The following is a 16,776-nucleotide window of genomic DNA, read 5'->3' as shown; positions in this document are numbered from 1 at the left end:
CTGGCCGCTCTGCAGACGACATCCATGATTGGCGTTCGCCTCGGCAGGCCCCACACCCTTCGAAGCGTCACGCCCCGGGCGGCGACCGCCTCTCTGCCACTGCTCGTGGCCCTGCTGCTGACAGGCGGCCAGGCCAGGGCGGCCGAGAGTCCGCCAACCAAGCGCGAGGGGCAGGCTCCAGTGCCCTCGCTGGCCCAGGCCGGAGCCGATCCTTTCGCCGCACCGGCCGACGTCGCCCCTGCCCCGTCCGGTACCCCAGAGGCTCCCGCCCCCGGAGCCACCCCCACCAGCCCAGCCGTTCCCGCCCCTGGAGCCACCCCCAGCGCCCCTGCCGCCAGCGACGACCGGCCCGGCAAACCCACCCTTGGGCCGGCCCCCACGCCCGCCGCATCGGCCGAGCCCCGGGTGCTGATCAGCGAGGTGGTGATCGAAGGCCTGGCGGATCATCCAGAGAGTGAGCGGCTGGAGCTGGCCACCTATGCCGCGATGGCGGTGACCCCAGGCAACGCCATCACCCGCAGCGAACTGGAAACGGATCTGCAGGCCATCTACGCCACCGGCTGGTTCTCCGACGTGCGGATCCAGCCCCAGGACGGCCCCCTCGGGGTGAGGTTGGTGGTCTCGGTGGTGCCCAACCCGGTGCTCACCAAGGTGAGCCTCGATCCCACCGACGCCAAGCTGCCCGAGACGGTGCTGCAGGACACCTTCGCCGGTGACTACGGCAAGACCCTCAACCTGGTCACCCTGCAAGGCCGCATGCAGGAACTGCAGAAGTGGTACGCCGACCAGGGCTTCTCCCTGGCCCGTGTCACCGGACCCTCCAGGGTGGGGCCGGATGGCAACGTTCAGCTGCTGGTGCGCCAGGGCACGGTGAAGGGCGTGGAGGTCCAGTTCCTCAACAAGGAGGGATCGGCCACCAACGACAAGGGCCAGCCGATCAAGGGCAAGACGAAGGAATGGGTGATCACCCGTGAGATCTCCATCAAGACCGGCGAAGTCTTCAATCGCCGCAACCTGGAGGACGACCTCAAGCGTCTGTATGGCACCGGACTGTTCAGCGACGTCAAGGTGACCCTGCGTCCCGAACCGGAGGATCCCGGCTCGGTGGTGATCGTGCTGGGGGTCGTCGAACAGTCGACCGGTTCCCTCTCCGGTGGTCTGGGCTACAGCCAGAGCCAGGGTGTGTTCGGCCAGATCCAGGTGCAGGACAGCAACCTGTTCGGACGCGCCTGGGATCTCTCCACAAGCTTCACCTACGGCCAGTTCGGCGGCCTGGCCGACATCTCCTTCAGCGACCCCTGGATCAAGGGGGACCGGTTCCGGACCGCCTTCCGTGTGAAAGCCTTCATCAGCCGGGATGCCCCCCAAGTCTTCCAGAGCCAGGACAACGGCAACATCTTCACCGTCTCCGACTTCTATCAGGCCCCTGGCACCCAGGTGGCTTACAACATCTTTTCGCCGTTCAACCCCCTCCTGGATGTCTTCCCGTCGGTGACGGCGGCCCGCATCGCCTCTGAAGTCAGCGGCCAGAACCTCAGCTGGTTCCAGTTCGACGGCAACAGCGTCCTGATTCAGCGCGTCGGCGCCAACGTCCAGTTCGTGCGGCCCCTCAACGGTGGCAACCCCTTCAAGCGGGCTCCCTGGACCGTGCTCCTGGGTCTGACCGGCCAGGTCGCCACACCGATGGACTTCTCAGGCACCTCCCGCCGTTTCGGTCTGGCCACCCCGAACGAGTCCACCGCTCTGTTCACTGTTCCCACCAGCTCGATCATTTGCCTGGCCTACAACTGCGCGGCCAGCAACCAACTGCTGGGTCTGCGGCTGGCGGCGACGATGAGCACCCTCAACGATCCCCGCAACCCCACCAGCGGCAACTTCATCAGCCTCGGCACCGAACAGTTCTTCTCGGTTGGACCTGACTCCCCCACGTTCAACCGGCTGCGGGGCAGCTTCACCCACTTCATCCCGGTCCGCTGGCTGAAGTTCTACAAGGGGTGCCGGCCCAAGGCCGGCGAAACCGAGGACTGCAAGCAGGCCCTGGCCTTCCAGATGTCCGCCGGCACGGTTGTCGGCGATCTGCCGCCCTATGAGGCCTTCTGCCTGGGCGGCGGCAACTCAGTGCGGGGTTACTTCGACTGCGATCTGGGCGTGGGCCGCAGCTTTGGCGAGGCCACGATCGAATACCGGTTTCCCCTGTTCAGCATCGTCAGCGGCGAGCTGTTCATCGATGGCGGCACCACCTTTGGCAGCCAGGCGAGGGTGCCGGGCAACCTGGGCGGCCTGCTCAACAAGCCGGGCTCCGGCTTCTCGATCGGCACCGGGCTGATCGTCACCACCCCCGTGGGCCCCCTGCGCCTGGAGGTGGCCAGCCAGGACTTCACTGGCGAGTGGCGCTTCAACCTCGGCGTGGGCTGGAAGTTCTAGTGACCAGCTGGCCCAGCGACTACCGCCAGGCCTGGACCCTGAGCTCCACCGTGGAGCGCAGCGGGGTCGGGCTGCACAGCGGCGCCGTCTCCCGCGTCCGCCTCGGCCCCTCGGAACGGCCGGGCTACTGGCTGGGCTGGCTGGACGCCCCGCAGCGGCCGTGGCAACAACTGGGCCCAGAGCAGGTGAGCGACACCCGCCTCTGCACCTGCCTGCAGCTGGGGGATCGCCGTCTGGCGACGGTGGAGCACCTGCTCGCCGCCCTCGCCGGCACCGGCGTGAGCCAGGCGGAGCTCTTGGTGGAAGGGGAGGAGATCCCCCTTCTGGACGGCTCAGGGCTTCCCTGGGTGGACGCGATCGGAGAGGCGGGGCTGAGCAGCCGGGGAGAGCGCCTCGAGCCCCCCCTGCCGCCCCTGCCCCTGACCCTTCAGCAAGGCCAGAGTTTTGTGGTGGCCCTGCCGAGCGACCAGCTGCGCCTGTCGGCTGCCATCGACTTCCCCCAGCCCGCCATCGGCCGCCAGCTCTACAGCCTGGATCTCACCCCGGAGCGCTTTGTGGCGGAGATCGCCCCGGCTCGCACCTTCGGCTTCCGGGAGCAGGTGGAGCAGCTGCTGGCCGCGGGCCTGATCCGCGGCGGCGCCCTCGACAATGCCCTGGTCTGTGACGGCGACAGCTGGGTCAATCCACCGCTGCGCTTCGGCGACGAACCGGTGCGCCATAAGCTGCTGGACCTGCTGGGAGATCTGGCGTTGGTGGGCCTGCCACGGGCCCACGTCTTCGCCTACCGCGGTTCCCATGGCCTGCACACCGCCATGGCCGCGGCCCTTGCGGCCCAGGCATCCCGCCTGCCCGTGCCCGTACCGACCCACTGATTCCTTGACCGTTCTTCCTTCCGCCGCTCCTGAGGCCGCCCCGGCGGCCTGCCCCGACGCCGATGCGGCCCGGGCCGTGGTGCTCAGCAGCGAGCAGATCCTCAACCTGCTCCCCCATCGCTATCCCTTCGCCCTGGTGGATCGGGTGGTGGAGTACGTCCCCGGCAAGCGGGCGGTGGCTCTGAAGAACGTCACCATCAACGAGCCGCAGTTCCAGGGTCATTTTCCGGGCCGCCCCTTGATGCCCGGCGTCCTGATCGTCGAGGCGATGGCCCAGGTGGGGGGCCTGATCGTCACCCAGATGCCCGATCTACCCAAGGGTCTGTTCGTCTTCGCGGGCATCGACGGGGTGCGCTTCCGCAGGCCTGTGGTCCCCGGCGATCAGCTTCTGATCACCTGCGAACTGCTCAGCCTGAAACGCAAACGTTTCGGCAAGGTGCACGCCACCGCCACGGTCGATGGCGAGCGGGTCTGCTCGGGCGAGCTGATGTTCTCGCTCGTTGACTGACGCGATGTCGAGTACCGCCATGACGACATCCGTGCATCCCACGGCCCTGGTCGATCCCCGGGCCCGGTTGGCCCCGGGCGTGGAGATCGGCCCCTATTCGGTCATCGGTCCGGAGGTGGAGATCGGCGAAGGCAGTCGCATCGGCCCCCACGTCGTGATCGACGGGCGGGTGCGGATGGGCAAGGGCAACCGGATCTTCCCGGGGGCCTGCATCGGCCTCGAGCCCCAGGACCTCAAGTACGGCGGTGCCCCCACCGAAGTGGTGATGGGGGACGAGAACACCATCCGGGAGTGCGTCACCATCAACCGCGCCACCGCCGAAGGGGAGAGCACCGTCCTGGGCAGCGGCAACCTGCTGATGGCCTACAGCCACATCGGCCACAACTGCCAGCTCTCCGACCGCATCGTGATCGCCAACGGCGTGGCGGTGGCGGGCCACGTGGTGATCGGGGACCGGGCCGTGATCGGTGGCGTGCTCGGCATCCACCAGTTCGTCCACATCGGCAGTCTGGCGATGGTTGGCGGCATGAGCCGCATCGACCGCGACGTGCCCCCGTTCATGACGGTGGAGGGCCATCCCGGCCGCATCCGGGGGCTGAACCGCGTCGGGCTGCGACGCAGCGGCGTGGCCCAGCTCGACGATGGCGCCCAGTTCCGCCAGCTGCAGGATCTCTGGACCCTCATCTACCGCAGCGATCTGGTGCTGGCGGCCGCCCTGCGCCAGGCCAGGGAGAGGCCCCTGCTGGCCGCGGCCGATGAGCTGTGCGCCTTTCTGGAGGCCTCGGTGGGGCCGGGCCGGCGCGGGCCGCTGCCGGCCCAGCGCTGATGGTGCGACTCCTGGTCAGCACCGGAGAGGTCTCCGGTGATCTGCAGGGATCCCTGCTGGTCCAGGCCCTGCACGAGGAGGCGGCCCGCCGTTGCCTGCCCCTCGATGTGGTGGCCCTCGGGGGAAGCCGGATGGAGCGGGCCGGCGCCCAGCTCCTGGCGGACACCACCAAGCTCGGGGCCATCGGCCTGTGGGAACCGATCCCCCTGGTCATCCCCACCCTCAAGCTGCAGGCCAGGGTCCGCCGCTGGCTGCGCCAGCACCCCCCGGATGCGGTGGTGCTGATCGACTACATGGGGGCGAACGTGAACCTGGGTCTGCGCCTGCGGCGGCTCTACCCCACTGTGCCGATCACCTATTACATCGCCCCCCAGGAGTGGGCCTTCCGCCTCGGTGACGGCGGCACCACCCGGCTGATCGGCTTCACAGACCGCATCCTGGCCATCTTCCCGGAGGAGGCCAGCTTCTACGCCGCACGCGGCGCCCAGGTCACCTGGGTGGGCCATCCCCTGATCGACACCCTCCAGCACCGCCCTTCGCGCCAGGAGGCCCGCCAGCGGCTGGGCCTGCCCCAGGAGGCGCCGGTGCTGCTGATGCTGCCCGCCTCTCGGCGGCAGGAGCTGCGCTATGTGCTGCCATCCATGGCCGAGGCGGTAGCCAAGCTGCAGCGGCTGCGGCCTGATCTGCAGGTGCTGCTGCCCGCTGGCCTGCCAGGGTTCGAGGCAGACCTGGGCGAAACCATGCAGGCAGCCGGGGTCAAGGCCGTGCGGGTGATCCCGGCCGGTGAGGCCGATGGGCTGCGGCCCCTGCTCTGTGCGGCCGCCGATGCCGCCCTCACCAAATCCGGAACGGCCAACCTGGAACTGGCCCTGCGGGGGGTGCCCCAGGTGACCGGTTACCGGGTAAGCCGGCCCACCGCGTTCCTGGCCAAACATGTGATCCACTTCAACGTGGCCCACATTTCCCCGGTGAACCTGGTGCTTGGTGAACGGCTCGTGCCCGAACTGCTGCAGGACGACTTCACCCCAGAGGCCATCCTCGCGGCCCTGCTGCCACTGTTTGATCCCGCCTCCGGGGCACGGGAGCGGGTGCAGGAGGGCTACGTTCGGCTCAGGCAGAAGCTTGGAGAGCCGGGCGTCACCCGCCGGGCGGCGATGGCGATCCTCGAACCGTTCTCGGGACACACCCCATGCGACTGATCGCGCTGTTGCTGGGGCTGTTGCTCGCCCTGGGGGCCCCGGTGGCTCCTGCCTTGGCAGCCACCGAGGAGGCGGTTCTGGCTGGTGGCTGTTTCTGGTGCCTGGAGCACGATCTGGAGGTGCTTCCCGGCGTCCTCGACGTGGAGAGCGGCTACAGCGGCGGCAAGGGGGCCAACCCCACCTACAAGCAGGTCTCGGCCGGGGGGAGCGGCCATCAGGAGGTGGTCCGGGTGCGCTTCGACAACACGGAGATCCGCTACGACACCCTGCTTCGGGCCTACTGGCGCCACATTGATCCGCTCGACGCTGGCGGTCAGTTCTGCGACCGCGGCGATTCCTACCGTCCCGTGATCTTCACCACCAGCGCCAACCAGGCCGTGGAGGCCCGCAACAGCCTGGTGGCAGCGGCCCGGGAGCTGGGCAAGCCAGCGGCCGCGATCAAGGTGGCGATCCGTCCGCTGGCCAAGTTCTGGCCAGCGGAGGGCTACCACCAGAACTACGCCAAGCGCAACGGCGTCCAGTACAACTATTACCGCTGGTCCTGTGGTCGCGACCGGCGCCTGGACACGGTCTGGGGTCGGCGGTCCCGCAGCAGCGAGCGCTGGCAGGGCAGCTGAACCGAGCACAGCAGATGGACGCCAAAAGTGCTTTTCCACCCTGTCGCGACCTCGAAGAATGCCCTAGCGTTTGGTGGACGACGGGAGGCCTTTTCTGTATGTATCTGCTGACCATCCGTGACGGTCTGCAGACGCGCCATATCGGGCCCTACGCGAGCCCCAGGCAGGCGTCCGACGACCTCGACCAGTTGCAGGCCAGCTGTGGTGACAAAGCCACCTGGCAGATCCATCGGCTGGAATCTCCGGAGGAGCTGCACATCCACGTGCCCGGCAAGGGAGGCACCGAACCGGTGGCGGTCTGAGGGTGGTCTGGGCCTCAGGCCCGGGGCGGCGTGCGCGGATAGCCACGCAGCAAGCCGCTCTCGATCATCAGACCAACCCCCGCGTTGATCAGGATCAACCCGAGGGTGCCGTACCAGACCCAGGGGCCCGCCTCGGGCAACGTCTGACCCTGGTCGGCCGATGCCGCCAGGGCTGACCAGGTCTGGATGCCTTTGCGGATCACCCCCTCCCCGAAGAGGCAAAGGCCGGCGGGGAGCAGGAGCACACCGAGCTGGGCCTTCACGTACCAGCGGATCTTGTGAACGGCCATGGGGCGATGCGTTGACTGGTCTGGGAGCAAACCTAGGCGGCAACCTTCTGCCGCCAGGGCCGGCGGGGCCGGTGGTGGTGGGATCAGCTGGCGGCGCCCGCCACCAGCCAGGCCACCAGGGTGCGCACCCCGAAGCCGGTGGCCCCCGCCGGATCCACCCCGCGGGACTTATCGCTCCAGACGGTCCCGGCGATGTCGAGGTGGGCCCATGGCAGCCCTTTGGTGACGAAGTCCTGCAGGAAGAGGGCCGCAGTGATCGAGCCCCCCGGCCGCGGGCCGGTGTTCTTCAGGTCGGCGATGTGGCTTTTGAGCCCCTTCTTGTAGGAACCGCGCAAGGGCATGCGCCAGAAGGCCTCACCACCGGCCTCGCCGGCACGGAGCAGGGCCTCGGCCAGGCCGTCGCTGGGGGACCAGAGTCCGGCGATCTCCTCGCCGAGGGCGATCACGCAGGCGCCGGTCAGGGTGGCCAGATCGACGATGGCATCCGGCTCCAGACCGCAGGCATAGACGAGCGCATCGGCCAGGGTGAGCCGCCCCTCCGCATCGGTGTTGTTGATCTCGATGGTCTTGCCGTTGGAGGCGGTAAGCACATCACCGGGGCGGATGGCGCCGCCACTGATCATGTTTTCGCAGCTGGCCACGATCACGTGGACCTCCAGAGCGTCGGGCCGGATCTCGGCGATGGCGCGGGCGGCCCCCAGCACCGCGGCGCTGCCGCCCATGTCGTACTTCATCATTTCGATCTGAGAGCCGGCCGTCTTGAGGTTGTAGCCGCCGGAATCGAAGGTGAGCCCCTTGCCCACCAGCACCACCCGCCGCTTCACCTCCCCAGCGGGCCGATAGGTGAGATGGATGAATTTGGGGGGCAGGTCCGACCCCTGGGCCACCCCCAGGTAGGCCCCCATGCCCAGGGCCTCGCAGTCGTCCCGCTCCAGCACCTTGAGCTCAAGGCCGAAGGCCTCGGCCATGGCGGCGGCCTCCTCGGCCAGGCACTGGGGGGTCGCCTTATTGGGTGGTGCCGCCACCAACCGCCGGGCCAGCTCCACGCCGCTGCAGATGGCCCCCACGTGGGCCAGGCCCGCCTCTGAGCCTGGCGCCAGCCCGAGCAGGGTGAGCTGACAGGGCAGGGAGGGGGATTCGGCCTCGCTCTTGAAGCGCTGGTCGGCATAGAGCCCGAGCCTTACCGCTTCGGCCATGGCGGCCACCGCCGCCACTGGCTCCAGCCCCTCCACCGGAAGCCAAAGGCCTAGCTCCACGGCACCGGCGGCGGCGGCGCTGCGGGCCGCTGCCGCACTGGCCTGCCGCAGGGCCTCGAAGCCGAAGTCCGCCGGATCCCCGAGGCCCACCAGAATCAGACTGGCCGGGGAACCACCCGGCCGCTCCAGGGTGATGGTCTGGCCGGACTTGCCCTCGAAACGGCGCCGCTGCAGCAAGCCTTCGAACCCCTCACCCACCAGCCGCTCGGCCAGGGCCAGGCCGCTGCCCGCGGCGGGAGCGAACAGGCCCACCACCAGGGTGTCACCCGTCCAGGTCTCCTTCAGGGCACCGGTGACGGCAAGACAGCGAAACTCCATGGACCCAGCGCAGGCGACCCATGATCGTAGCCAGCCTGGCCCTGTCCTTCAGCCGGAGTCGGCTGTGAACGGCGTGGCCCAGCGTTCCCTTGTCTCCTTGTTGAACGGAGGCAGCCAACGCCGGATCAGGGCCTGCTCCAGAGCCCGACGCGGGGACACCGCCGCCGGCACGTCCCACCAGAAGCGAATGCTCGGCCGCGCTTCCAGTCCCACCCGCGCCAGGGCCTCGCCGTAGGCCGCCAGATAGCCCTTGCAGTCGTGGTCGCCCTTCCAGCGCTGGTCGGCCCGGCCCGTCTCGCCCACATAGAGCAGCAGCGGCGCTGGCAGCTGGGGCGGACGGTCCATCACCAGGTACACGGCCGCCCCCCGCTGGGGCAGCCGGGGCCAGCGCCAGAAGGAGAGACTCTGGGGGCTGAGGCTGAGCGGATCGAAGTGGCGAGACAGCGCCTGGGGATCGCCAGGATCGGCGGCAACGGGGAAGAGCTGCCCCTGCAGCAGGGGGGTGGCCCCAGCAGGGGCGGCCTCGGCGTAGAGCGGCCCCTGGTGTGCGGCCAGCCTGCCCTGCCAGGCGAGCAGCTGCTGTCGCAGCAGGGGGAGCTCCCGGGACAGCGAGGCGCCGCCTGCCCCGACCGCGGCCGTGAACAGTTCCCCCTGGCGGCTCATGGGGCCGGCCTCCCGGACGGCGGCAGCACCGGACCCGGGGTGGCGGCATAGCGGAACCGGCCGATCCAGCGTTCGGCCATCTCGGGGGGTAGCTGCAGCCGCTGCTGCAGATCGGCCAGGTCCCGGAAGGGCTCCCGGGCCCGCTCCCGCAGCAGCCGCCGGCAGCGCTCCGGACCCAGGCCGAGGCGCTCCCGCAGAAGGCCTTCCGAGGCCTGATTGATCGCCAGGGGCACCGGTACCTGGCCAAGCCCGAGCTCCCCGTGCCGAGCAAAACGAAGCACCGGCAACCAGATCAGCACCTGCTCATGGGGAACTTGCAGCGCCCGGGCCAGCTCACCGGGACCAGACCACTGCACCCCGTCGCGCCGCAGACGGATCAGCCGATCCACCTGATCGGGCCGGCAGCCCGGCAACCGCAGCCAGTCGCCGGCAGCGGCAACGTTGACTTCGAGCGTCCAACCCAGGGCGGCAGCGTGATGCACCTCAGCAGCATCGCGAAGCCGCAGCCTGGGGTTGTGGGCCAGCTTGAGGGCGAGCAACTCCCGCTCCACCGTCTCGTCGGCTGCACCGGCGAGGGCGATGGGGGCGACCCGTGGCGGCGGTGGCAGCTGCCCAGCGGCCACGAGAAGCCTGCGGGCCAGGGGATCCAGCCAGTGGCGCCCTGCCATCGAGGCCCACCTGCATGCACGTCGAAACCGAAGTTAGCGGGTGCCTCCGGGTTGGGGCCAGTCGACCAGGCCCAGCTGCAGGCCCGTGACCACCGCCTGGATGCGACCGCGGACCCTCAGCTTGAGCAGCACGTTGCGCACATGGGTCTTCACCGTGTCGACAGACACCATCAGATCCCCGGCGATCTCGGGATTGGACAAGCCCTGAACCACCCGTTCCAGCACCTGCCGCTCCCGGTTGCTGAGCCCCTCATGCCTGCCGCCGGTCTCCTGCCCTGTCTGGAGGGCGCGGACCAGGGAACGGTCGAGATACATCCCACCGCCGAGCACGGTGCGCAGGGCCTGCAGAGTGGAGCCGTGCAGCAGCCGCGACTCCGGCACGATGCCGTCGCAGCCGGCGCGCAGGGCCGCCTGGATCAGGGCCAGCTGGTGCTCCTGGGTCAGAACCAGCAGGGTGCGGACCTCGGGATGGCTGCGTTTGACCTGCACCACCAGGTCAACGCCGCAGCCCAGCTCCAACCGGTCGCTGACCAGGAGCAGGGTGGGTTGGTGCTGGCGCACCAGGGCCAGCCCCTCGGTGGCGGTGGTGGCGGCACCCAGGATCCGGGCCGGGGTCGCCATGAGCAGGGCCACCTGGGCACGGCTGCCCAGGCAGAGCACCAGCCGGACCCCTTTGAGCAGAACCTGTCCCTGGCTGACATCGTCACGCACCTGGTGCAGCAGGGGGGTGAGGTCCACGGGAACAGAGGGCGAGACCGCCCCGCTGAAGAGGGGTCATCTTCAGCGGGAGCGCACTCCCATTCGGTATCAGCCGTGGCGAGGCGTGGGCCGCCATACGTGGATCCGCACTCCCCAGGTGCCCCCGGCCTCTGCAGAATCGTTCTCTTCAGCAAGCAGCCCGGAGCCAACGTCCCCATGGCTTTCTTCGACTCCGAGATCGTCCAGGACGAGGCGAAGCGGCTGTTCAGCGATTACCAGCAGCTGATGCAGCTGGGCAGCGACTACGGCAAGTTCGACCGCGAAGGCAAGAAGCTGTACATCGAACGGATGGAGGAGATGATGGAGCGCTATCAGGTGTTCATGAAGCGCTTCGAACTCTCCGAGGACTTCCAGGCCAAGCTCACCGTCGAACAGCTGCGCACCCAGCTGGGCCAGTTCGGCCTCACCCCGGAAAAGATGTTCGAGCAGATGAATCTCACCCTTGAGCGCATGAAAAGCCAACTGCAAGCCGAAGGCTGAACCTCTGTGAACGATGTCGTCGTTGTAGGAGCCGGGCTCTCAGGGCTGGTGGCGGCGCGGGAGTTGCGGCGGTCCGGGCTGTCGGTAAGGGTGATTGAGGCGGCTCAGGCCGTAGGGGGGCGCATGGTGCGCTCCCCCCTGCAGCTGGAAGAGGCCCGATCGCCGGCGTGGGTCGACCTGGGCGGCCAGTGGGTGGGACCCAGCCACTCCCGTTTCGGGGCGCTGCTTGAGGCCCACGGTCTGAGCCGTTTCCCCTCGCCCCACCACGGTGAGACAGTCCTCTGCCTCGGCTCCCATCGCTGCACCTTCAGCGGCTTCTTCCAGGGGTTCCCTGAGGGTCAGCCGCCGTCGGTCCCGAGCCGCGACTGGGACGATGCCATGGCGGCCCTGAATCAGTTCCAGGCGCTGGTGGCGTCCCTGCCCGAGGGCCACCCCCACCGCCATCCCGACGCCGCCGCCCTCGATCGACTGAGCTTCCAGGACTGGATCGAGGCCCACACCCACACCCCCTTCGCCGCCTGGTATTTCGCCTATTTCTGCCGGGCCGTCGGCTTTCTCGGGCCTGCAGAACCGGACCAGGTGTCGTTGTTGCACGTGGCCTGGGGACAGCGCACGGCGCCCCAGGGGGACCACCCCGAGGAGGACCTGATCCACGGCGGTGCCGGCCAGGTGCCAGCTCTGCTCGCCGACGACCTGGGGGACGCCCTGGTGCTGGGGGAGCCCGTACGGGCCATCCATCAGCCCGAGGGAGAGGCGGCTGTGGAGGTGATCACCGATCGCTCCAGCCACCGCTGCAGGGCCGTGATCGTGGCCATGCCACCGGCGCTGGCGGGCGCCATCCGCTTCACACCGGCGTTGCCGGACGACCGTCTCGCCCTGCAGGAGGGGATGGCCATGGGGAACTGCACCAAGGTTCTGATCGCCTATGGGCGTCCCTGGTGGCGGGAGACGGGGCTCTCCGGCATCGGCATCGGCGATCGACCCTGGGTAGAGCTCTGCGCCGACAGCTCCGACCCGGAGACGGGCCTCGGGGTGCTCGCCGCCTTCGTGGTGGGTCGCCGCCGGGAGCGCTGGGCGGCCCTGGGGGCGGAGCAGCGCCGGGCCGCCGTGCTCGACGACCTGGCCGCGTACTTCGGCCCCATGGCCCTGGAGCCGCTGGAGTACATGGAGAAGAACTGGCCCGAGGAACCTTTCATCGGTGGTGCCTTTGCCGCCTGGATGCCCCCGGGGCTGTGGACCCGCAGCGGCGACGCCCTGCTGCGGCCCCATGGCCGGGTGTTCTGGGCCGGCACGGAGGTGGCGGAGCGTTGGCCGGGCTTCTTCGAGGGTGCCGTGGACAGTGGCGAAAGGGCCGCGGCCGCCGTGGCAGCCCTGCTGGGCTGAACAGGCGATGCACCGTGGCTGCCTACCATCGCCCCAGGCAGGCAGCTGGCGTTGATGGGCGAAGCAATCCCGGCGAAGCAGGCGGAACCAACGGCGTTGCCGGCCCTGCCTGAAGCCCTGGCCCGTGGCATCGCCGACCTGTTTCCCGCCGGCCGGGATCCCGACCCCGACCAGCGCCTGGAGGCCAGGCTGGCGGAGTCGGCGCACCAAGGGCGGCCGCTGCGGGTGAAGCTGGGCATCGACCCCACCGGCAGCGACATCCACCTGGGTCACAGCCTGCTGTTCCGCAAGCTGCGGGCCTTTCAGAACGCCGGCCATACGGCGGTTCTGATCATCGGCGACTTCACGGCCCGCATCGGCGATCCCACCGGCAAGAGCAGCACCCGGGTGCAGCTCGACGCGGCGGCGGTGGAGGCCAATGCCGCCACCTACCTGGCCCAGCTGGGCCAGGGTCAGCCGCCCGAACGGGCTCTGCTTGATTTCGAGACCCCCGGCCGGCTGGAGGTGCGGCGCAACTCCGAGTGGCTCACCGGCCTCGATCTGCCCCAGGTGATCGAACTGCTGGGGATCAGCACCGTGGGCCAGATGCTGGCCAAGGAGGATTTCGCCAACCGCTACGGCTCGGGCACCCCCATCAGCCTGCATGAGTTCCTCTACCCCCTGTTGCAGGGCTATGACTCGGTGGCGGTGCAGGCCGACCTCGAACTGGGCGGCACCGACCAGAAGTTCAACGTGGCGATGGGGCGCGACATGCAGCGCCATTTCGGCCAGCGGCCCCAGTTCGGCCTGCTGTTGCCGATCCTGCCTGGTCTTGATGGGGTTCAGAAGATGAGCAAGAGCCTGGGCAACACGGTGGGGCTGACGGAAGACCCCCTCTCGATGTATTCCAAGCTCGAGAAGCTGCCGGACACGGTGGTGGAGGACTACCTCACCCTGCTCACCGACCTGGACACGGCGGCGCTGCCTTCTGAGCTCCGGGAGCGGCAGAAGGCGATGGCCCTGGAGGTGACCGCCACGCGCCATGGGCGTGCGGCTGCACGGCAGGCCCAGACCGATGCCGCCGGGCTGGTGACCGCCGGCCTTTCCGGAGCGGGCAAGTTATCGGGAGAATTAGGCGCGGACAGCGTGCCCGAGGCCTCCCTGGCCGGGCTGGCCTTCCCCCTGAAGGCCTTCTATCTGCTCAGCGCCCTGCAGGTCTGCGCCAGCAGCAGCGAAGGGCGGCGCCAGATCCAGGGCGGCGGCGTGAAGCTGGACGGCGAGAAGCTGAGCGACCCAAACCAGGAATTCAGCAGCCCGGAGGAATTGGCCGGCAAGGTGCTGCAGCTCGGCAAAAAGACCTTCCGGCGGCTGGTGGCCTGATGGCAGCCGCTGAACGCACCACGGCGGTGGTCGACCCCGCCGATCAGATCATCCTGGCCCTCGACCGCGGCACCAGCGACGAGGCCCTGGCGCTGGTGACAGCGATCCCGTCGCTGCGCTGGGTGAAGGTGGGCCTTGAGCTGTTCACCGCCGCCGGGCCAGAGGTGGTGCGGGAGCTGAGGGGGCGGGGTCTGCGGGTGTTCCTGGACCTGAAGTTCCACGACATCCCCGCCACCATGGCCGGCGCCTGCCGCAGTGCCGCCCGCCTGGGGGCCGAGCTGATCACGGTGCACGCCGGCGCCGGCGGTGAGGCCCTGGCCGCCGCCCAGACGGCGGCACTGGAGGGGGCCGCCCAGGAAGGCCTCGGCGCCCCCACCCTGCTGGCGGTGACCGTACTGACCAGCTGGGATCCCGACCGCTTCCGGCAGGAGCTGGCCATCACGACGCCGCTGGCTGACTACGCGGCCCAGCTGGCCGCGATGGCAGCGGCGGCGGGCCTCACCGGAGCGGTGTGCTCCCCATGGGAGGTGGCGGGCCTGCGGGCCGCCCATCCCCAGCCCTTCACTCTGGTGACCCCCGGCATCCGCCCCGCCGGCAGCGCAGTGGCCGACCAGAAGCGGGTGATGACACCGGCAGCGGCGGTGGCGGCCGGCGCCAGCCACCTGGTGATCGGCCGACCCATCAGCGGGGCTGTTGATCCAGCGGTGGTCTTTGCGGCCTGCTGCGCGGAACTCTGCACGGCAACGGGCTGAGAGGGTTCAGTTCCGAACCGGAACGGGATCCAGCCGCAGGGGGGCCGCCTTGCCGTAGAGCCAGCCCTGACCATGCAGCCAGCCCTGGGAGGCGAGCAGGCGAGCCTCCTCAAGGGTTTCCACCCCTTCAGCCACGGTGTCGAGCTCCAGTCCTTCGGCCATCCCCACCAGCGCCTGGGCCAGCCGCAGACTTTTGGTGTCCTTGGCGCGCATGGCGCAGGTGAAGGAGCGATCCAGCTTCAGCCCGGCGATCGGCAGATCCCGCAGATGGCTGATCGACGAGTAACCGGTGCCAAAGTCATCCACATACCAACGCACCCCACTGGAGGCCAGCTGCTGGATCTGCTGGCTGATGCGGTCGGTCACGGTGATGAGGGCTGTCTCGGTGACCTCCAGGTGCAGACGCTGCGGGAGCACCCCGGCCGCCCGCAGGGCTTCGCTCACCAGGCGGGGGTAATCCGGCAGGGCAAGGGTGGCCGCGGACACGTTCACCGCCATGGTGAGGGACGGGGGGAGCAGGGAAAGCGCCGCCAGGGCCTGCCGCAGTACCAGCAGGTCGATGCGTGAGATCAGACCACGGCACTCGGCGCAGGGCAGAAAGTTGCTCGGTTCCACTTCGATGCCATCGGGCCGCACCCAACGGGCCAGGGCCTCGTAGCCGGTGACCTGGCCGGTGTCGAACGCCACGATCGGCATGTACCAGGCCGCGAACTCCCCCATCAGCAGCCCCCGCTGGATTTCTGCCGCGAACAGCAGGAGGGTGTGGGCTTCGGTGGCCAGCTCGTCGTCCAGCAGGGCGAAGCAGTTGCGGCCGCGGGCCTTGGCCTGACGCATCGCCAGACTGGCGTCCCGCAGCAGTTCATCGGGAAGGGCACCGGCCCCGGCGGTGGCGATGCCGATGCTCACCGTGGGATCGATGCGCTGGCCGCCGATGGTGATCGGTGCACGGCAGGCCCTCAGGACCCTCTCGGCAGTGAGGGTGGCCTCGACACCGGAAGCCGGATCGCACAGCAGCACGATGAATTCGTCTCCGGTGCCCCGACCCACGTGCTCGGGGTGGCCGATCTCCCTGACGATCCGCGCTGCCAGAAAGGCGATCAGTTTGTCGCCTCCCACATGGGTGAGGGCATCGTTGACCTGGGTGAGGCCGTCCACGCCGATGCTCAACACCGCCAGCGTCGACCCCGTGCCCTCCAGCCCGTCGAGGGCGCGTCGGATCCGATCCAGGGCGAGACTGCGGACAGCCAGGCCGGTCATGGGGTCGTGCTGAAGGCTGTGCTCCAGCTCGGCGCGGATCCTTAGCTCGTCGTGGATGTCACGGAAGGACAGCACCAAGCCTCCAGCGTTCTCCAGCGGCAGGGGATGGGCGCTGCCCCCCATCCAGCGCCAGCCCCCGTCGGCACACAAGATCCGAAGATCCCCCTGGAACGAACCCTGGCCCGAACGGCCGAGGCCAGCGCGCAGGGCCCGGCCACGGTCGTCCCGGTGCACAAAGGCGATGGCGGGCGTGCCGAGCAGGGCGGCGGCAGACCAGCCCAGCCTGGCTTCGATCGACTCGGAGACCCAGACGATCCGATGATCGCTGTCCACTTCGACGACCACATCGGAGGCGTGACGCGCCAGCAGGCGATAGCGCCGCTCCGCCACCGCCGACTGTGGCGGAATCTCCCTCCCAGGGCTGGCCTGCCGCCAGAGGCAGCAGAGAAGCCCGTTGGCAAGAAACAGGCGGATCTCGGCAGGGTGCCTGGGGAGAGTCCCCCCATGGCCGGACCCATCGAGCCCTTCGATAACAGCAGCCTGCCCCGTCTCCATGACAAGGAGGCCATGGGTGAAGAGGTCGGTGGACGGTTGAACATCCAACAGACGCGTCCCCAGCATCCCTTGCTGCGTGCGGCCGTGCAGGGCGCAGGCTGGAGCGTTGGCATACACGCAGACAAAGTTGACGATCGTGCCAGAGGGGCTCTTCTCGGGCACCAGCAAAAGAAAGGGGTCCGGCAAGGATTCGAAAATCAGCTGGCTCCCCGACCAGGCCCCAAGACCAGCGGGGACAGGTCCAACAACTGTGGTGAGTGGCTGAGCGCGAGCGTCAAGGGAAGGCTC

The 16,776-nt window shown here is 69.1% G+C and carries 17 protein-coding genes; 11 read left to right on the top strand and 6 right to left on the bottom strand.

Features of this window, described 5'->3' with window-relative positions; translation table 11 throughout:
• Window positions 1–24 precede the first annotated feature (24 nt).
• The 7 genes from KBY95_RS03905 to KBY95_RS03875 all read left to right on the top strand — a co-directional run bounded on the left by KBY95_RS03905 (window position 25) and on the right by KBY95_RS03875 (window position 6,748).
• Entirely contained in the window at window positions 25–2,424 is a 2,400-nt protein-coding gene (locus KBY95_RS03905) for a BamA/TamA family outer membrane protein (protein ID WP_254963468.1), read from the top strand.
• Window positions 2,424–3,296 (top strand): UDP-3-O-acyl-N-acetylglucosamine deacetylase, encoded by an 873-nt coding sequence (gene lpxC / locus KBY95_RS03900; protein WP_254963467.1) that lies wholly within the window; start codon window positions 2,424–2,426, stop codon window positions 3,294–3,296. Before KBY95_RS03905 ends, lpxC begins: the two co-directional genes overlap by 1 nt.
• A 79-nt stretch (window positions 3,297–3,375) precedes the next feature.
• A complete protein-coding gene (gene fabZ, locus KBY95_RS03895) occupies window positions 3,376–3,804 on the top strand; it encodes a 3-hydroxyacyl-ACP dehydratase FabZ (RefSeq protein WP_254963712.1) in 429 nt (142 codons plus the stop codon).
• A 19-nt stretch (window positions 3,805–3,823) separates the two neighbouring features.
• Window positions 3,824–4,630 carry an acyl-ACP--UDP-N-acetylglucosamine O-acyltransferase gene (gene lpxA, locus KBY95_RS03890; RefSeq protein ID WP_254963466.1) on the top strand — a complete coding sequence of 269 codons (807 nt, stop codon included), beginning with the start codon at window positions 3,824–3,826 and terminating at the stop codon, window positions 4,628–4,630.
• Entirely contained in the window at window positions 4,630–5,829 is a 1,200-nt protein-coding gene (gene lpxB, locus KBY95_RS03885) for a lipid-A-disaccharide synthase (protein ID WP_254963465.1), read from the top strand. The genes lpxA and lpxB overlap by 1 nt, the downstream gene beginning before the upstream one ends.
• The gene (gene msrA, locus KBY95_RS03880) at window positions 5,820–6,446 is read left to right on the top strand and encodes a peptide-methionine (S)-S-oxide reductase MsrA (RefSeq protein ID WP_254963464.1); all 627 of its coding nucleotides are present in this window, start codon (window positions 5,820–5,822) and stop codon (window positions 6,444–6,446) included. Before lpxB ends, msrA begins: the two co-directional genes overlap by 10 nt.
• Before the next feature lie 98 nt (window positions 6,447–6,544).
• Window positions 6,545–6,748 (top strand): hypothetical protein, encoded by a 204-nt coding sequence (locus tag KBY95_RS03875; RefSeq protein WP_254963462.1) that lies wholly within the window; start codon window positions 6,545–6,547, stop codon window positions 6,746–6,748.
• Between the two features lie 14 nt (window positions 6,749–6,762).
• On the opposite strand, the gene KBY95_RS03870 is transcribed toward KBY95_RS03875, so the two are convergent.
• The 5 genes from KBY95_RS03870 to KBY95_RS16365 form a co-directional block, all read right to left on the bottom strand.
• A complete protein-coding gene (locus tag KBY95_RS03870) occupies window positions 6,763–7,038 on the bottom strand; it encodes a hypothetical protein (protein ID WP_254963460.1) in 276 nt (91 codons plus the stop codon).
• Between the two features lie 83 nt (window positions 7,039–7,121).
• Window positions 7,122–8,612 (bottom strand): leucyl aminopeptidase, encoded by a 1,491-nt coding sequence (locus KBY95_RS03865; RefSeq protein ID WP_254963458.1) that lies wholly within the window; start codon window positions 8,610–8,612, stop codon window positions 7,122–7,124.
• Between the two features lie 48 nt (window positions 8,613–8,660).
• A complete protein-coding gene (locus KBY95_RS03860; RefSeq protein ID WP_254963456.1) occupies window positions 8,661–9,275 on the bottom strand; it encodes a GIY-YIG nuclease family protein in 615 nt (204 codons plus the stop codon).
• Window positions 9,272–9,943: a hypothetical protein gene (locus KBY95_RS03855; protein ID WP_254963454.1), complete on the bottom strand. Its 672-nt coding sequence runs from the start codon at window positions 9,941–9,943 to the stop codon at window positions 9,272–9,274. The genes KBY95_RS03860 and KBY95_RS03855 overlap by 4 nt, the downstream gene beginning before the upstream one ends.
• A 33-nt stretch (window positions 9,944–9,976) precedes the next feature.
• A complete protein-coding gene (locus tag KBY95_RS16365) occupies window positions 9,977–10,681 on the bottom strand; it encodes a response regulator transcription factor (protein ID WP_254963452.1) in 705 nt (234 codons plus the stop codon).
• A 177-nt stretch (window positions 10,682–10,858) separates the two neighbouring features.
• Here KBY95_RS16365 and KBY95_RS03845 point away from each other — a divergent pair, with 177 nt between their 5' ends.
• From KBY95_RS03845 to pyrF, 4 genes are read left to right on the top strand one after another with little or no spacing between them, the layout of a single operon-like run.
• Window positions 10,859–11,182, top strand: a complete 324-nt coding sequence (locus KBY95_RS03845; protein ID WP_254963450.1) for a DUF1825 family protein — start codon at window positions 10,859–10,861, stop codon at window positions 11,180–11,182.
• A 6-nt stretch (window positions 11,183–11,188) separates the two neighbouring features.
• On the top strand, window positions 11,189–12,565 hold the full coding sequence (locus KBY95_RS03840) for a flavin monoamine oxidase family protein (protein WP_254963448.1): 1,377 nt from the start codon (window positions 11,189–11,191) through the stop codon (window positions 12,563–12,565).
• A gap of 54 nt (window positions 12,566–12,619) precedes the next feature.
• Window positions 12,620–13,924, top strand: a complete 1,305-nt coding sequence (gene tyrS, locus KBY95_RS03835; protein WP_254963445.1) for a tyrosine--tRNA ligase — start codon at window positions 12,620–12,622, stop codon at window positions 13,922–13,924.
• Complete coding sequence (gene pyrF, locus KBY95_RS03830; protein WP_254963444.1) at window positions 13,924–14,676, top strand: orotidine-5'-phosphate decarboxylase; 753 nt, start codon at window positions 13,924–13,926, stop codon at window positions 14,674–14,676. The genes tyrS and pyrF overlap by 1 nt, the downstream gene beginning before the upstream one ends.
• A 6-nt stretch (window positions 14,677–14,682) precedes the next feature.
• Here the strand turns inward: pyrF and KBY95_RS03825 are convergent, their stop codons facing one another.
• On the bottom strand, window positions 14,683–16,674 hold the full coding sequence (locus KBY95_RS03825; RefSeq protein ID WP_254963442.1) for a bifunctional diguanylate cyclase/phosphodiesterase: 1,992 nt from the start codon (window positions 16,672–16,674) through the stop codon (window positions 14,683–14,685).
• Window positions 16,675–16,776: the final 102 nt, after the last annotated feature.

This window comes from Cyanobium sp. Aljojuca 7A6 (assembly GCF_024346455.1).
Classification (GTDB): Bacteria; Cyanobacteriota; Cyanobacteriia; order PCC-6307; family Cyanobiaceae; genus Cyanobium.
This window is presented reverse-complemented; position numbering and strand designations above follow the sequence as displayed.

Bases quoted from the DNA above. Each gene is read 5' to 3' on its own strand.
- KBY95_RS03905 (WP_254963468.1), top strand. From the start codon at position 25: ATGATTGGCGTTCGCCTCGGCAGGCCCCACACCCTTCGAAGCGTCACG.
- lpxA (WP_254963466.1), top strand. From the start codon at position 3,824: ATGACGACATCCGTGCATCCCACGGCCCTGGTCGATCCCCGGGCCCGG.
- lpxB (WP_254963465.1), top strand. From the start codon at position 4,630: ATGGTGCGACTCCTGGTCAGCACCGGAGAGGTCTCCGGTGATCTGCAG.
- msrA (WP_254963464.1), top strand. From the start codon at position 5,820: ATGCGACTGATCGCGCTGTTGCTGGGGCTGTTGCTCGCCCTGGGGGCC.
- KBY95_RS03875 (WP_254963462.1), top strand. From the start codon at position 6,545: ATGTATCTGCTGACCATCCGTGACGGTCTGCAGACGCGCCATATCGGG.
- KBY95_RS03870 (WP_254963460.1), bottom strand. From the start codon at position 7,038: ATGGCCGTTCACAAGATCCGCTGGTACGTGAAGGCCCAGCTCGGTGTG.
- KBY95_RS03865 (WP_254963458.1), bottom strand. From the start codon at position 8,612: ATGGAGTTTCGCTGTCTTGCCGTCACCGGTGCCCTGAAGGAGACCTGG.
- KBY95_RS03860 (WP_254963456.1), bottom strand. From the start codon at position 9,275: ATGAGCCGCCAGGGGGAACTGTTCACGGCCGCGGTCGGGGCAGGCGGC.
- KBY95_RS03855 (WP_254963454.1), bottom strand. From the start codon at position 9,943: ATGGCAGGGCGCCACTGGCTGGATCCCCTGGCCCGCAGGCTTCTCGTG.
- KBY95_RS03845 (WP_254963450.1), top strand. From the start codon at position 10,859: ATGGCTTTCTTCGACTCCGAGATCGTCCAGGACGAGGCGAAGCGGCTG.
- tyrS (WP_254963445.1), top strand. From the start codon at position 12,620: ATGGGCGAAGCAATCCCGGCGAAGCAGGCGGAACCAACGGCGTTGCCG.
- pyrF (WP_254963444.1), top strand. From the start codon at position 13,924: ATGGCAGCCGCTGAACGCACCACGGCGGTGGTCGACCCCGCCGATCAG.